This is a genomic window from Mumia sp. ZJ430 (assembly GCF_011751845.1).
In the GTDB taxonomy this organism is placed as follows: domain Bacteria; phylum Actinomycetota; class Actinomycetes; order Propionibacteriales; family Nocardioidaceae; genus Mumia.
In genome coordinates, this window is sequence record NZ_JAAHFK010000001.1 from 115481 (window position 1) to 130955 (window position 15475).

Genomic DNA, 15475 nt, shown 5'->3' on the forward strand with positions numbered 1-15475 from the left:
TGTCCGTAGCCTTTTGCGCATGGAGCCCACCGAGGACCCGGCACGGCGGATGCGCGTGTCCGACGCCGAACGCGAGCACGTCGCCGAGATCCTGCGCGCGGCCGCCGGCGACGGGCGCATCGACGCCGACGAGCTCGACGAGCGGCTCGGCGCCGCCTACACGGCCCGCACGGTCGCCGACCTCGTCCCGCTGACCGCCGACCTGCCGGATGCGCCGCCCTTCGCGCAGGCCCTCCCGGTCCGCCCCGCGCAGCCGGCGCAGCACGTGAATGCGGTCGTGCCGGCCGGCCCCGCACGCGAACGTGGGGTGGCGATCATGAGCGGCTTCGAGCGGCGCGGGGACTGGCTGGTCCCGCAGCACCTGACCGTCACCGCCGTGATGGGCGGCGCGCTCATCGACACCCGGCGCGCCCGGTTCAGCGCACCCGAGGTCGTCATCACCGTCAACGCGATCATGGGTGGCGCCGAGGTCGTAGTCGCCCCGACGACCCGCGTCGTGATGGACGGCATCGGGATCATGGGCGGCTTCGGTGGTCCGACCGACGACAGCGAGGTCGGGCCGAACTCGCCGACAGTACGGGTCCGCGGGGTCGCGATCTGGGGCGGAGTCTCGGTGCGCCGCGGCACGCTCGACGAGCGTTGAGCAATCGACCGGCGTTCTTCGCTCAGCGTTAATCGGTTGACCCGGCATGGCATCCTGGATGGGCGATGAAGAACTGACACCGACTCCGCTCGCGTCCGAGGCCACGTGCCCGGCGAGCCCCTCCGGACCCCACGAGGTTCCTCGGTGTCTTCTTCTGCTCATCCCCCCGCCGCTTCGCTCGCCGCCGCGACCAGCCGCGCGCTCGTCGCCCGCGGCATCACCGTCGCGTACGGGCTGCGCACCGTCCTCGACCGCGTCGCCCTGACCGCGTCTCCCGGTGAGCGCCTCGGGCTCGTCGGCGAGAACGGCGCCGGCAAGTCGACGCTGCTGCGTGTGCTCGCCGGGATCCAGGCGCCCGACGACGGCACGGTCACGCGTCCCGCGCATGTGACATACCTCGGCCAGGTCCCCGACCTCCCCGACGACGGCACGATCCGCGATGCGGCCGACGCCGCGCTCGCCGACTTCCGCACTCTCGAGACGCGGATGCGCGCGCTCGAGCACGCGATGACCGACGGTGACGAGGCGGTGCTCGAGGAGTACGGCGACGTCCTCGACGAGTACGAGCGGCGCGACGGCTGGTCGGCGGACGCGCGGGCAGCACGCGCCCTCGCCGGACTCGGGCTCGGCGACCTCCCTTCGGACCGACAACTCTCGACCCTCTCGGGCGGGCAACGCTCGCGGCTCGCGCTCGCGCTGGCGCTGGTCGTGTCGGCGGACCTGATGCTTCTCGACGAGCCGACGAACCACCTCGACGACGCGGCGGTGGACTACCTGGAGCGCGCGCTCGCCGAGCAGCACGGCGCGGTCGTCGTGGTCTCGCACGACCGTGCCTTCCTCGACGCGACCTGCACCGGCATCCTCGACCTCGACCCGACCCTCCACGTCGCGCCGGACGGCACCACGTCGACCGGTCCGGCCCGCTACACCGGCGACTACACGGCGTACCTCGACGCGAAGGCGTCCGCCCGCGTGCGTTGGGCGCAGGCGCGCGACGCGTGGGAGACCGCGTACGCGGAGGCGAAGGCGGTCGTGACCAACGGCAGCCGGCAGGTCGGGCACCAGGGCTACCGTGCGCCGCGCGACAACGACAAGTTCATCGGCCACTTCCTCGGCGAGCGCAAGGACGCCGCGGTGTCGAGGCGGGTCCGCGATGCCGAGAACCGGCTCGCGCGGCTCGCGGACCACCCGGTTCAACCGCCGCCGGAGAAGCGGGCGTTCACCGGACTCGTCGACGCCGCACCCGCCGACGGCGTGCTCGTCTCCGTCCGCGACGTCGTGGTGGCCGGACGCCTGCGTCTCGACGCGCTCGACGTCACCGCGGACAGCCGGCTGCTGGTCGTCGGTCCCAACGGCGCAGGAAAGTCCACGCTGCTCGGTGTCCTCGCCGGCGTCCTCGAGCCCGACTCCGGGACCGTACGACGGCAGCGTCGGCTGCGGGTCGGCTACCTCCCGCAGGAGGACGCGTACGCGGATCCCGGCGCGAGCGCGCTCGCTGCCTTCGCCGCCGGCCGCGACGCGCCGGCCGAGCAGTGGCGCGACGCGCTGCGCGAGACCGGCCTGCTGCACCCCCGCGACCTCGACAAGCCGGTGGCGGACCTGTCGATCGGACAGCAACGACGGCTGTCCCTCGCGCGGGTCGTCAGCGAGCACCCGCAGCTCCTGCTCCTCGACGAGCCGACCAACCACCTGTCGGTCGCGCTCGTCGAGGAGCTCCAGGAGGCGCTCGCCGCGTCGCGCGTCCCGGTCGTGCTGGTCACCCACGACCGCTGGTGGCGTCGGGAGTGGGACGGCGCGACGCTCGCGCTCTGACTGCTTGACGCATGCCGATATGGGTATATGATTCTTCCCATGGCACGGGCAGCAACGACGTCGGACGTCTTCAACGCGATCGCCGAGCCGCGGCGCCGGGAGATCTTGGTGCTGCTGCGGACAGGCGAGCGGCCGGTGACCGAGCTGGCCGAGGAGCTGGGGATGACGCAGCCAGGGGCGTCCAAGCACCTCCGGGTGCTTCGGGAGGTCGGGCTGGTGCGAGACCGCAAGGCAGGCAAGCAACGTCTGTACGGCCTTGACGCCCGCGGGCTGCGCCCGGTCCACGAGTGGGCCGGCGGGTTCGAGCAGTTCTGGAACGAGAGCTTCGACCGCCTGGACGCCTACGTGCAGGACCTCACACGACACGACAAGGAGATCGACTGATGAGCACGACAGGACAAGGAACGCCGCCGACGTCGACGGCAGCCGACCGCGAGATCGTCATCTCGCGGGTCATCGACGCCCCGCGGGAGCTGGTGTTCGAGGCGTTCACCGAGGTGCGGCACCTGTCGCAGTGGTGGGGACCGGAGGGGTTCACCACCACGACACGGTCGTTCGAGTTCTGCGTCGGCGGAGAGTGGGACTTCGTGATGCACGGACCGGACGGGACGGACTACCAGGAGTGGATCACGTGGACCGGGATCGTCCCGTCGGAGCGGATCGCGATGCTGCACGGTGAGTCCCGCGACGACCCGAACGCCTTCGAGTCGGTCCTGACGTTCGAGCCGGACGGGGCGGCGACCCGCATCGAGATGCGCACGGTGTTCCCCACCGCGGAGCTGCGCGCCGAGGCCGTCGAGAAGTTCCACGCGATCGAGGGCGGCCAGCAGACTCTGGGCAACCTGGCTGCCTACGTCGCCGAGATCGCTCGGTCGGGAGAGGAAGGCTGATGGCCGGGACGGCGTTCTTCAGCGTGTCGATGTCGCTGGACGGCTTCATCGCGCCCGAGTCCTCGGACGAGCTCATGGGGAAGCAGTGGAGGGAGCTGCAGCAGTGGGTGTTCCCGCAGCGGTTCTTCCGGGAGAACCTGTTGCTCGGCGAGGGCGGCGAGGAGGGGCGCGACAACGACATCCTGCGCGAGACGTTCGCTCGCACCGGCGCGAGCGTCATGGGCAAGCGCATGTTCGACGCCGGCGAGGCGATGTGGCCGGAGCAGGCGCCGTTCCACACGTCGGTCTTCGTCGTGACGCACGAGAAGCGTGAGCCCTGGCAGCGGCCGGGCGGGACCACCTTCCACTTCGTCAACGACGGCATCGAGTCCGCGCTCGACCAGGCCCGCGAGGCCGCCGGCGACCGCGACGTCCGCATCGCAGGCGGCGGCGAGACGATCCTTCAGTATCTGAACGCGGGCCTGGTCGACGAGTTCTCGATCGCGCTGTCGCCCGTGCTGTTCGGGTGCGGGGTCCGCCTGTTCGACGGCGTCGACGCCGACCGCGTCGCTCTGGAGCAGGTCCGCGCGGAGTCGTCGCGGAACGTGACCCACCTGACCTACGCCGTCCGGCAGCGTTAGCCTCTCGGCGCGTCAGGGCAGCTCGACGTCGAGGTGCTCGACCACGAGCCGCCCGTCGGGGAGCCGCCGCAGGTCGAGCGAACCGTCCGGGACACACCTGCGCTGGCGACGGTCGAGCAGTCGGAGCGCGTCGTACGTCCCCTCGGGCACCGTCGTGGTGCCGACACGGCGCTCGCCGATCATCACAGCGGCGACGTCAGTTCCCTCGATCACGTCGAGCCAGACGGGCACGTCGTCGATGTCGTCGAGATCGGCGGGGTCGTGCGTGATCGGCCACGCCCATGCCAGCACGGCCTGTGTGCCCGCCTCCTCGTGGAACGGGAGGGTCTCGAGGAGGACATACTCCGGGTCGTCCTCTCGCACGCTGCCGAACGCGACCACCCCGCGCGGGAGCGTGAACTCCTTCGGTGTCCGCAGCATCCGATACAGGAGACGCACCGTGGCCAAGGTGGACGTGACCCCGCTCCACAGCATCGGCCGCCAGAGACGCTCGGGAGGCGTCCCTCGCGTCCATGCCCGCATCAGCAGCGCGAGGCGTCGCCGGTGGTCTCCCGGTGCTGCCAGGCCGCCGAGTAGGCCTGCGCAAGAAGCTCGCCGTCCGCCACGTGTCCTCCTCGCTCGCCGTCCGACCGGAGTATGACGCGCGAGCCGCAGTCCCGTCCCGCAGACCGACGAAACCCACCCCTGCGAATTCCTACCGTGGCGGCATGAACGCACCGCTCGTCGCTCGCGACCTCGTCCAGACCTACGGCGAAGGCCCCACCACCGCCCACGCCCTCGCCGGCGTCGATCTCGCCGTCGCCCCCGGCGAGTCCGTCGCCATCATGGGCCCCAGCGGCTCCGGCAAGACCACTCTGCTGCACTGCCTCGCCGGGGTGATCCGCCCGACCTCAGGATCGGTCACGTGGCAGGGCAGCGACCTCGCGGCACTGTCTGACCGTCGTCGTACGGCGCTGCGGCGTACGGACTTCGGCTTCGTGTTCCAGTCCGGCCAGCTCCTCCCCGAGCTGCCCGCGGTCGAGAACGCCGCGCTCCCGCTGATGCTCGCCGGGACGTCTCGCGTCGAGGCCACCCGGGTCGCCGCAGCATGGCTCGGCCATCTCGGGCTGGGCGGAATGGAGAAGCGCCGACCGGGGGAGCTCTCGGGAGGTCAGGCACAGCGTGTCGCGATCGCACGAGCCCTCGCGGGCGCGCCCGGTGTCGTGTTCGCCGACGAGCCGACCGGGGCGCTCGACCAGGCGACGGGCGCAGAGGTGCTCTCGGTCCTCACGTCGGCGACCCGCAGCACCGGCGCCGCGCTCGTCGTCGTGACCCACGACGCCGGGGTCGCACGCCACTGCGCGCGCACGATCACGATGCGCGACGGACGAGTCACCGGCGAGTACGTCGCGGAGGCGACACGATGACGACGCTGCGCCTGTGGTCGCTGCTTCGTTCCCGGAGTGCAGGCGATGAGGATCCGCGCCGCCTCACCGCGGTGCTGGCCGTCGTCGCCTTCGCCACGTCGACCGCCGTCCTGCTGGTCGTCATCGCGGGGGTCCAAGCGTTTTGGGACCGAGCCGGTGGAGCCGACGGGATCCGGGCCGGGCTCGAGGCCCCCGAGACCCCCTACGCGATCCAGTACCCGCTCCTCGCCGGGATCGCGGCGCTCCTCCTGCTCGTCCCGCTCGCCACCCTCGGCGCGGCAGCCGCCCGGATGGCGGCGGCACGACGCGACGCGCGCCTCGCGACGCTGCGACTGTGCGGCGCGACCCGCAGCCAGGTCACCGGGTTGACCGTCCTCGACGCCGCGGCCCAGGCGGCGGTGGGTGCCCTGATCGGTCTCGTCGGGTACGCGGTGCTGGTGCCGGCGGTCGCACAAGTGCGCTTCCAAGGGCGGAGCTTCGGACTGTCCGAGCTCTGGGTCGGTGTGCCGGTCATGATCGGCGCGGTCGCGGCCGTCCTCGCCGTGGCGGTGCTCTCGGCGATCGCGAGCCTGCGTCGGGTGGCGATCACCCCGCTCGGCGTCGCCCAGCGCGTCACGCCGCCGGGCATGCGAGCGGTGCGGGTCCTCGTGATGCTCGCCGTCGCCGGCGCCCTCATCGTCGCGCCGCAGCTCACCGGCGGCTCAGCCGGAGTCGCGCTCGCGGTGCTGGTGGCGCTGCTGCTCGCGATGTTCGCGACGCTCAACCTCGTCGGCCCCTTCGTCCTCTGGATCGCCGGGCGCATGACGGCGGGCGCGGCGCGCTCCGTACCCACCCTGCTCGCCGGACGGCGGATCGCGGACTCCCCCAAGTCGGCGTGGCGCTCGGTCGGCGGCGTCGCTCTCGCGGCCTTCATCGCCGGCCTGACGAGCACGTTCTCGCTGCTCGACCCGACCGACAGCGGGCGGGTCGACGAGGCGGCATTCATCGCCGACCTCAAGACGGGCGGCCTTCTGACGCTCGCGATCGCGGGTGTCCTCGCCGCAGTGTCGACCGGGGTGATGCAGGCGGGTCGCGTGATCGAGCAGCACGCCGAGTACCGCGCACTGACCCTCGCCGGCACCGACCCTCGCACGCTCGACCGCGCACGGATGCGCGAGACCCTCGTCCCGCTCACGGTCAGTGTCGGGTTGGCGACGGTCTGCGTGCTCCTCGTGATGGTCCCGATCGTCGGGACACAGCCAGTGGCGCAGCCGTCGGTGGTCATCCAGTACCTGCTGTGCGTGGCGGTCGCAACCACCCTCGTCCTCGCCGGCGCGGCCAGCTCCCGCCGAGTTGCCCGCGTGGTGATCTGAACCCGCGAATCTCCCCCGCCGACGCCGCCGGTCTCCCCCGTACGGAGGAGTCCGGCGGTGCGCGTCGTCGCGAGGCTGGACGAGTCCCGATCCCCTCTCAGGAGGTCCTCGTGCTCAACGCCCTCGGCGCCCACGCCCGCTCACCCCTCGCACTCGCCGTCACGTCGACCCTCGCGGCCGCCCTGGCCCTGTGGTGGCTTGTCGAGCCCGACACCCACCCTTTCGACGCCAGCTCCGGCAGCGTCTCCGTCGTCGCCCTGCTCCCTGGCCCGCTCCCGGCGACCCTCGTCCTGCTGGCCGGGGTGCTCGGCCTCGCCGTCGCTGCCGCACTCCGAAGCCAGGCCCGTACGCCGGCGCAACGTCAACGGCTCCTCGTCCCCGCCGCGACGGTCACCGTCGTGCTCGCGCTGTCGTGCATGGACACGCAGCTGATCTCCTTCGTCGGCTACGTGTGCGCGATGACGATCCCGTTCGTCGCGATCGCCCTCCTCGTCGCGGCCCTGCGCCGATCGACCGCTGCGCGTACGACGGCCGTCGTCGTAGTCGGCCTGGTCGCGTGGTGGGGAGCCGCCTCGGAATCGCTGGCTCCCGACGCGGTCGGCGAGATGGTGCGTGAGCTCGGCGGCGGCTTCGCCCGGGTCGGGAGTCGGCCGTGGCTCCTGGTGGGCCTCGCCCTCGCGACCGTCCAGTGGATGGCGGCCACGCTCCCCCTCGCGGCACCGCTCACCGCACGGCTGAGACGCCCGTCCGCACGCCTCGACCGGGTCGCCACCGTCGCCACGGTCCTCGCGATCCTCAGCCCTCTGCCGTACGTCGCCATCCGTGCCACCTGGCTCGTCCCCGACAGCCTCTTCACCGGCCCGATCACGCCTGCAGACCTTGATCCGTCGATGCGGCTGTGGGGGCTGATGCTCGGTGCGGCAGCTCTCGGCGGTGCGGTCCTGACGCTGGGACTGCTCCGCCCGTGGGGCCGCGTCTTTCCCGCCTGGATGCCGTCCGTGGGGGGTCGCGCCGTTCCCGTCGCGGCCGCGGCAGTCCCTGGCTATGCGGTCGCGTTCGTCCTGACCGCCTCGGCACCCTCGATCGCGCTGATGTCCGTCGAACAGGCCGCCGACGGAGACCGCGAAGCGCTGTGGATGCTGCTCCTCCTCCCGTTCTGGCTGTGGGGACCAGCCCTGACCGTCGCGGTCTGGGGATACGTCCGTCGACGCCGCCTGGACGACCGGCCCGCTCCGCAGGCGGACCTCTCGCCCGGCAGGATGGCTGCATGAGCGCAGCCGGTGCGATCAGGACGGCGCTGCTCCGTACGGTCTTCCTCCTCATCGGCGCAGCGCTGTTCCTGGCGTTCGGCCTGCTCGGTCTCAGCGTCGCCGCCGTGGGGCGCACCACCGCCCACGTGTTCGTGGGCGTGGTCGGCGTCGTCCTCGTGGTCGCGCTGCTCGTCGCGGTGTCGCTGTTCCCCGGCGTGCGCGACGTCGAGGTCGCGGCGGCCCGCATCCTGCTCGACCCCGACGGCGAGCTGGTCGAGGAGCCGGCCGAGCCGCGGCGCCACCGCTGGCGGACGACCTGGTTCGTGCTCGCCCACGTGCTCCTGGGCGGGCTGACCGGCACGGCACTGGTCGTCGGCATCCCGCTCGCCGCGAGCGAGCTTCCCTGGTACGCGGCGGTGGGTGCGGTGGTCGGGATCCTCGCCGCCGTCGCCGCGCTCGGGATCCTCCTCGCCAGGCTCGCCGTCGTCTGCCTCGGCCCGACCGACACCGATCGGCTTGCCGTCGCCGAGCAGCGCATCCGCCGCGAGCACGGTCAGCGCATGCTGGCGCGCGACCTTCACGACGGCATCGGCCACGCGCTGAGCGTGATCTCGCTGCAGGCCGTCGCGGGACGCCGCGTCGTCGACCGCGATCCCGAGCACGCCGCCGAGTCGTTGGAGATCATCGCGCGGACCGCTCGTGACGCCCTCGACGAGCTCGACCACGCGCTGGGCGTGCTGCGCGACGAACCCACCGCCCGCCTTCCCGAGCAGCGGCTCACCGACGTGCCGGCGCTCGTGGCGTCGTACGTGTCCGCGGGCGCGGACGTCCGTGCCGACCTCGCCGAGCCCGCCGGGATCGCGCCGCTCGTCTCGCGCGAGGCATACCGGATCGTGCAAGAGGCGCTCACGAACGCGCACAAGCACGGCGACGGCACGGCGATCGTGCTCACGACGCACTTCGGACCCGCCCTCGTCGTGGAGGTCCGCAACGGGATCGGGGCCCGCGCCACTTCTCGCGGGCAACGCTCCGGCCACGGGCTCGCCGGGTTGCGCGAGCGCGTGGCGCTGCTCGGAGGCAAGCTCGAGGTCGGTACGGTCGACGCGACGACGTGGGTGCTCCTCGCCCGCGTCCCGCTCGGGATCGACAGGGAGCCACGACCATGAACGGGACGATCCGGGTCCTGCTGGTCGACGACGAGCCCCTCGTACGGCGGGGCCTGCGGGCGATCCTCGAGAGCGATCCAGAGATCGAGGTCGTGGGTGAGGCGGGCGACGGCGCGGCCGCTCTGGCTTCTGCCCGGTCGCTCTCGCCGGACGTGGTGTGCATGGACGTGCGCATGCCTGACGTCGATGGCATCCGTGCGACCGAGCTCGTGCTCACGCTGGACCCGGCGCCTCGCGTGCTGGTGGTGACGACCTTCGAGAGCGACGACCACGTCTTCGACGCGCTGCGAGCCGGCGCCTCGGGGTTCTTGCTCAAGCGCGCCGATGCCGACCAGGTCGTCGCCGCGGTGCGCGCGGTGGCAGCCGGCGAGAGCCTGCTGTTCCCCGAGTCCGTACGCCGGATCGCCCTGCGACACGGCACGGCCCGGATCTCGTACGGTGGGCCCGCGCTGACACCGCGGGAAGCCGAGGTCCTCGCGCTCGTCGCGCGGGGAATGTCCAACCCGGAGATCGCCACGGCGCTCGTCGTGGGGGTCGAGACGGTCCGCACCCATGTGGCCAACGTCCTGGCCAAACTCGGCGCCCGCGACCGCACTCAAGCGGTCGTGATCGCGTACGAGACGGGCCTCGTCGCCGCGGGCCGCTAGGCAGGTTGCTCAGCACAACCGTTGACACGGTGCCTCGACACTGGAACATTTTCGGCAGTACGTGTCGGACAAGACACGACCTGGCCCCGTGGAGGCACAGCATGAGACGTCCTGTAGCGATCGTGTTCACCGCCGCACTCGTCGGAGGGCTCCTGGCAGCCGTTCCGGCCGCCGCGTCTCCACCAGCGTCACCGTCCGCGGACTCCCCGCCAGGTGACCTCGAGATCTATACGGCCACCGTCGACGCGAAGGGACTCGACCTCCTCGGCGAGGCCGGGGTCGACCGCGGACACGATGTGGTTGCACCGACCGGTGACGGCAAGGCGAAGGTCGAGGTCGTCCTCCCGACCGGCGAGGCCGCCAAGCTCGTGGAACAGGGCGTGCCGCTGAAGCTCAAGAAGATCGACGGGGTCAAGGCCACCACCCTCTCCGCACGCCAGTCCGCCGCGGGCTACGAGGTGTTCACCTCCTACAGCGAGGCCGGCGGCATCCGTGACGACATGGTCGCCACCACACGGGCCTACCCGAAGCTGACCAAGCTTGTGAAGGCCGGCAAGTCTGGCACCGGCCAGGACATCCTCGCCGTCAAGGTCGGCAAGAACGCGAGCAAGACCAAGGACGGCAGCAAGCCGGCCGTCCTCTACGGCGCCGCCCAGCACGCGCGCGAGTGGATCACGCCCGAGATGGTCCAGCGCCTCATGCACCACATGCTCGACCAGTACGGCAAGGACCGCCGGATCACCAAGATCCTCGACACCACCGAGCTGTGGTTCCTGCCCGTCCAGAACCCCGACGGCTACGACTTCACCTTCACCGAGGGCAACCGCGAGTGGCGCAAGACGGTGCGGGACAACAACGGCGACGGTCAGGTCACCGTGGGTGACGGCGTCGACATGAACCGCAACTTCCCGTTCAAGTGGGGCTACGACAACGAGGGCAGCTCGCCGCAGCCCTTCAGCGACACCTACCGCGGCCCGGAGCCGGCCTCGGAGCCCGAGACGCAGGCGACCGTCGGCCTTGTCGACAAGGTCGGGTTCGAGTTCTTCGTCAACTACCACTCGGCCGCAGAGCTGCTGCTCTACGGCACCGGGTGGCAGGTCGACACCCCGACGCCGGACGACGAGATCTACACCGCGCTCGCCGGCAACGACGCCAACTCGGCGATCCCCGGATACGACCCGGACATCTCCGCCGAGCTCTACACCACCAACGGCGACACCGACGGCCACACCCACGAGGAGCAGGGCACGCTCGCGTTCACGCCGGAGATGGCGACCTGCGCGACGGCCAGTGCGGTCGATCCTGACGACGAGTGGGAGCCCGAGGCATGTACGAGCGTCTTCGCGTTCCCGGACGACGAGGAGCTCGTCCAGGCGGAGTTCGAGAAGAACATCCCGTTCGCCCTGTCGCTCGCGGAGTCGGCGCACGACCCGGACGACCCGAAGTCTTCGATCGGCCAGCGGGTCAAGGACATCCGGCCCGACGCGTTCACGACCTCGTACGGCACGAAGCAGACCGTCGCGGTCACGGCCAAGCGCAAGCTCAAGGGCCTGCTCATGACGTACAAGATCAACGGGCGCATCCGCGGCATCACTCCGATGAAGGAGTGGAAGGGCGGCGAGAAGTACGGCGGCGAGAACGACAAGCACTACGCCGAGTACCGCGCCGCGGTGAAGGGACAGAAGCCTGGCGACAAGGTCGAGGTGATCTTTACCGGCCTCAACGTGAAGCCGCTGCGCAGCGCGAAGGAGTCGTTCTCCTACACGGTCGCCAGCGACATCGGCGGTGACGTGCTGATCCTCGCCGCCGAGGACTACACCGGCGCATCACCGGCCCAGACCGGCGGACCGAACGCCGTCGCCGCGTACGCAGCGGCGCTGGACGATGCCGGCTTCAGCACCGACGTGTACGACATCGACGCCAACGGCCGGAAGGCACCGCACGACCTCGGCGTCCTGTCGCACTACGACGCGGTCGTCTGGCAGACGGGCAACGACATCATCCCGCGCAACGTCGGCCAGCCCGGCGGTTCCGCGGCGAAGTGGGGCTACGACACCGAGCTCCGGGTCCGCGACTACCTCAACGACGGCGGCAAGGTGCTGATCGCCGGCAAGTACGCGCTCTACGCACAGGCGGCGGACGGCTCGTACTACTACCACCCCGACGAGGAGACGGCCGGCTCGTGCACGACGCCGGGCGCCTACCCGTGCCTGCCGATGGGCAACGACTTCCTCCAGTACTGGCTGGGGTCGTACCAGTACGTCGACAACGGCGGCACGCGCGACGACGGGACGGCGTTCGCGCTGTCGGGCGACGAGGACGGGCCGTTCGCCGGATTCGCCGCCCAGCTCGACGCGACGCAGGACCACACGGGCGCTTTCGTCGCGACGTCGTCCTTCCTGCCGGCCGACGAGTTCCCGCAGTTCGCGTCCAGCGCTCCGCTGTCGTGGCTGCGCGGGTTCGGCGACCCGTACTCGCCGTACACCGGCGAGTGGTTCATGAGCGCAGGCTCGGCCGACCAGTCGTACAAGCGGCTCGCAACGACGGTCGACCTGACCGGGGCGACGTCGGGCTCGATCGACTTCAAGTTCAGTGCCGACGTCGAGGCCGACTGGGACGCACTGTTCGTCGAGGTGCGCCCGGTCGGGACCGACGACTGGACGACGCTGCCGGACACCGGCGGCACCTCCGACACCACGCAGAGCACCGGTGACAGCTGCACCTCGGGCTGGGTCGCCGAGATCCATCCGCAGCTTGGCCACTACATGAACGCAGCTTGCGAGCCCACCGGCACCACGGGCGAGTGGAACGCGTTCAGCGGCAACTCTTCCGGCTGGCAGGACTGGAAGGCCGACCTGTCGGCCTACGCCGGCCAGGAGGTCGAGGTCGCGATCGTCTACGCCACCGACTGGGGCACCACCAACCTCGGCGTGTGGATCGACGACGCGAGCGTCACCGTGGGCGGCGCGACCGTCAGCGACACGTCGTTCGAGTCCGACCTCGGTGACTGGACGGTGCCAGGCGCACCGGCTGGTTCGCCGGGCAACCCGAACGACTGGGAGCGCGGTCAGCAGTCGGTCGACGAGGGCGCAGCCGTCATGACCGACGACTCGGTGCTGTTCGGCTTCGGGCTCGAGGGCCTCGACGCCGGCGCACGGAGCGACCTCCTCGGGAGGTCCCTGGACGCGCTGCTGGAGTAGGCGGCTCCGCAGCGCGAACGGGCGGTGGGTCCGCCGTCATCCGAGGAAGCTCGGTGACGGCAGGCTCACCGCCCGTCTCGTCTGTCGGGCGCACAGACGAACTGCGTCCCGTCAGTGCGCGAGCTGGGCGACGTCTCGCTGTGCAGCAGCGCTCATGGACGTCGAAGGTCGGCCCAGCACGCGCGCGATCGTGTCGGTGGTGGCGACGTTGCGGCCGTCCAAGACCTCGGCGAAGAGCTCTGCCAGCCCGTACGCCACCTCGGCAGGCTCGCCCGCCGCAACGACGGACGCCACGAACTCCTCGACGGAGATCGCGCGCAGGCTCACGGGGTGGCCGAGCGCGGCGCCGACGGACGCGCACGCCTCGCCGAACGTCATCGCCTCGGGTCCGGTCAGCTCGAGCACCTCACCCGCATAGGTGTCGTCGCGCAGCGCGGCGACCGCGACGTCGGCGACGTCCTCGAGGTCGACGAACGGCTCGGGGACGTCCGTAGGGACGGGGATCGCGAGTTCGCCCGCCTGTACGTCGTACGCGAAGACGCCCTCGGTGAAGTTCTGCACGAAGAACGAGCAGCTGACGACCCGTGCGGTCGGAACGGCGTCGAGCAGCGAGAGCTCCGCCGCTCGGGCACCGGCCTCGCCGCGGCCCGAGAGCAGGACGACGCGCTCGATCCGGTGGTCGGCAAGCCGGCGGGCGAGATCGGCGATCTGGTCGGCGGCGCCGGGAAAGGCGAGGTCGGGCGCGTACGAGAGATAGGCGGCCGTGATGCCGTCGAGGGCGGCGTCCCACGTCGACGGGTCCGACCAGTCGAACGGGATGGCCGTCGTACGGGACACCGCGCGGACGGGGACGCCGAGAGAGTCGAGTCGGGAGGCGACGCGGCGGGCGGACTTGCCGGCTCCGCCGACGACGAGGACGGGAGCGTCGTGAGTGCTGAACATGGGTTCCTCCTGGGTGGGTGTGGCTGATGAGGACTCCATCTCACTGCACTGCGCCGAGACGATCCATGGCTGACAAGGGCAGTTCCATACGCGAACGTCTCACGAGCGCCTACGCTGGTCGGGTGGACATCGTCGGAGGGCTCCTCGACGGCCCGCGCGCGGACGGGGCGTTCCTGCTGCGCTCGGTCTTCGCGCCGCCCTGGTCGCTGCGGATCCGCGACCGCGCGCCGCTGTCGGCCGTCGTGGTCGCGCAAGGGTCGGCGTGGGTCGTCACCGCGACCGGCGCGCCGACGCTGCTCGAGCCCGGCGACCTCGCGCTGCTGCGCGGCCCCGACCCGTACACGATCGCCGACGACCCGCAGACACCTCCGCAGGTCTTCGTCGAGCCCGGCCAGCACTGCGTCGACGCCGCCGGTCGGTCGATGTCCGAGGAGATGCTGCTCGGCCTTCGGACGTGGGGCAACGCGGCCGACGGCGCGACGATGCTCGTCACCGGCACGTACGAGCGCGCGTCCGCGGTGAGCGAGCGGCTGCTGCGCGCGCTGCCGCCGATCGTCGTGCTGCGACGCGGCGAGTGGAGCTACGACCTCGTCGCGCTGCTGTGCGCGGAGATGCAGCGCGACGTCCCGGGGCAGGAGGTCTTCCTCGACCGCCTGCTCGACCTCGTCGTCCTCGCCGCCGTACGCACGTGGCTCGCCGACCAGGAGGACGCGGCTCCGGGGTGGTACCGCGCCTCCGCCGACCCCGTCGTCGGTCCGGCCTTGCAAGAGCTGCACCGGCGTGTCGCGGAGCCGTGGACGGTCGCGTCGCTCGCGGCCCACACCCAGGTCTCCCGCGCGGTGCTGGCGCGACGCTTCTCTGCGGTGGTCGGCGAGCCACCGATGGCCTACCTGACGAGCCTGCGACTCGCGCTCGCTGCCGACCTGCTCGAGCGGACGGACCGGACGCTGACCGCGATCGCGCGCGAGGTCGGCTACGCGTCTCCGTTCGCGCTCAGCGCCGCGTTCTCGCGCGAGCGCGGCCTCAGTCCGACGGCGTACCGGTCGCAGGGACAGGTGCGAGCCGCGGCTCGGTGAGCGCGGCCCGACCGCGGGCGAGCGGCCAGACGCGCACGATCCCGACCACCGCGAGCGCCGCCAGAACAGCGTTGACGACAGCGAACGCGGACTCCCAGGGGAGCACAGCGTCGGACGCGAGCCGTCCTGCCGTGAGTCCTCTCGTGATCCCGAACCACAGCATTGCCGCGATCGCGAGCCGCCACGTGCCTGGGACGCGGCGTGCGGCCGGGAGCAGGAAGAGCACCACGAGGGCCCAGAAGTCGAGCACGATCAGGGTCGCCTGCCACGCGACCTCGCTGCCCGACCCGAAGAACATCGATCCACCCAGCACGTCGCCTACGGAGGCTTCGTACGCGGCCATCCACGACATCACGAGGTACGTCGCTCCGACGACCACGATCGTGACCCCGGCCGCGACGCTGAGCAGAGCGAGCGTGACGCGGGTCAGAAGATCCATGCCCGGCATGCTCCCACGGCAGGGGGCGTGGC

The 15475-nt window shown here is 71.5% G+C and carries 15 protein-coding genes; 12 read left to right on the top strand and 3 right to left on the bottom strand.

The annotated features are described in order from the left end of the window. Positions 1-19 precede the first annotated feature (19 nt). The 5 genes from HCT63_RS00565 (at position 20) to HCT63_RS00585 (ending at position 3965) form a co-directional block, all read left to right on the top strand. Positions 20-643 carry a DUF1707 domain-containing protein gene (locus tag HCT63_RS00565; protein WP_167000574.1) on the top strand — a complete coding sequence of 208 codons (624 nt, stop codon included), beginning with the start codon at positions 20-22 and terminating at the stop codon, positions 641-643. A 144-nt stretch (positions 644-787) separates the two neighbouring features. After that, a complete protein-coding gene (locus HCT63_RS00570) occupies positions 788-2455 on the top strand; it encodes an ABC-F family ATP-binding cassette domain-containing protein (protein WP_243842823.1) in 1668 nt (555 codons plus the stop codon). A 39-nt stretch (positions 2456-2494) separates the two neighbouring features. Further along, entirely contained in the window at positions 2495-2839 is a 345-nt protein-coding gene (locus HCT63_RS00575) for a metalloregulator ArsR/SmtB family transcription factor (protein ID WP_167000576.1), read from the top strand. Beyond that, positions 2839-3345: an SRPBCC family protein gene (locus tag HCT63_RS00580; protein ID WP_167000577.1), complete on the top strand. Its 507-nt coding sequence runs from the start codon at positions 2839-2841 to the stop codon at positions 3343-3345. Before HCT63_RS00575 ends, HCT63_RS00580 begins: the two co-directional genes overlap by 1 nt. Then, a complete protein-coding gene (locus HCT63_RS00585) occupies positions 3345-3965 on the top strand; it encodes a dihydrofolate reductase family protein (RefSeq protein ID WP_167000579.1) in 621 nt (206 codons plus the stop codon). The genes HCT63_RS00580 and HCT63_RS00585 overlap by 1 nt, the downstream gene beginning before the upstream one ends. A 12-nt stretch (positions 3966-3977) precedes the next feature. On the opposite strand, the gene HCT63_RS00590 is transcribed toward HCT63_RS00585, so the two are convergent. Beyond that, positions 3978-4403, bottom strand: coding sequence for a hypothetical protein (locus HCT63_RS00590; protein ID WP_167000580.1), 426 nt, complete (start codon positions 4401-4403; stop codon positions 3978-3980). 269 nt (positions 4404-4672) lie between these two features. Between HCT63_RS00590 and HCT63_RS00595 the strand changes: the two genes are divergently transcribed. The 6 genes from HCT63_RS00595 to HCT63_RS00620 all read left to right on the top strand — a co-directional run bounded on the left by HCT63_RS00595 (position 4673) and on the right by HCT63_RS00620 (position 12986). Further along, positions 4673-5371 carry an ABC transporter ATP-binding protein gene (locus HCT63_RS00595; RefSeq protein WP_167000582.1) on the top strand — a complete coding sequence of 233 codons (699 nt, stop codon included), beginning with the start codon at positions 4673-4675 and terminating at the stop codon, positions 5369-5371. Then, the gene (locus tag HCT63_RS00600) at positions 5368-6723 is read left to right on the top strand and encodes an FtsX-like permease family protein (protein ID WP_167000583.1); all 1356 of its coding nucleotides are present in this window, start codon (positions 5368-5370) and stop codon (positions 6721-6723) included. The genes HCT63_RS00595 and HCT63_RS00600 overlap by 4 nt, the downstream gene beginning before the upstream one ends. 110 nt (positions 6724-6833) lie before the next feature. Next, the gene (locus HCT63_RS00605; RefSeq protein ID WP_167000585.1) at positions 6834-7994 is read left to right on the top strand and encodes a hypothetical protein; all 1161 of its coding nucleotides are present in this window, start codon (positions 6834-6836) and stop codon (positions 7992-7994) included. Beyond that, positions 7991-9139 carry a histidine kinase gene (locus tag HCT63_RS00610; protein WP_167000587.1) on the top strand — a complete coding sequence of 383 codons (1149 nt, stop codon included), beginning with the start codon at positions 7991-7993 and terminating at the stop codon, positions 9137-9139. Before HCT63_RS00605 ends, HCT63_RS00610 begins: the two co-directional genes overlap by 4 nt. Further along, positions 9136-9786 carry a response regulator transcription factor gene (locus HCT63_RS00615; RefSeq protein ID WP_167000588.1) on the top strand — a complete coding sequence of 217 codons (651 nt, stop codon included), beginning with the start codon at positions 9136-9138 and terminating at the stop codon, positions 9784-9786. The genes HCT63_RS00610 and HCT63_RS00615 overlap by 4 nt, the downstream gene beginning before the upstream one ends. 101 nt (positions 9787-9887) lie before the next feature. Further along, the gene (locus HCT63_RS00620; protein WP_167000590.1) at positions 9888-12986 is read left to right on the top strand and encodes a M14 family metallopeptidase; all 3099 of its coding nucleotides are present in this window, start codon (positions 9888-9890) and stop codon (positions 12984-12986) included. 111 nt (positions 12987-13097) lie between these two features. On the opposite strand, the gene HCT63_RS00625 is transcribed toward HCT63_RS00620, so the two are convergent. Then, a complete protein-coding gene (locus HCT63_RS00625; protein WP_182397123.1) occupies positions 13098-13928 on the bottom strand; it encodes an NmrA family transcriptional regulator in 831 nt (276 codons plus the stop codon). Between the two features lie 122 nt (positions 13929-14050). On the opposite strand from HCT63_RS00625, the gene HCT63_RS00630 reads away from it, so the two are divergent. Continuing rightward, positions 14051-15004: an AraC family transcriptional regulator gene (locus HCT63_RS00630; RefSeq protein WP_167000593.1), complete on the top strand. Its 954-nt coding sequence runs from the start codon at positions 14051-14053 to the stop codon at positions 15002-15004. Here HCT63_RS00630 and HCT63_RS00635 read toward each other — a convergent pair. Then, positions 14952-15443, bottom strand: coding sequence for a hypothetical protein (locus HCT63_RS00635; RefSeq protein WP_167000595.1), 492 nt, complete (start codon positions 15441-15443; stop codon positions 14952-14954). The genes HCT63_RS00630 and HCT63_RS00635 overlap by 53 nt on opposite strands. Positions 15444-15475 lie beyond the last annotated feature (32 nt).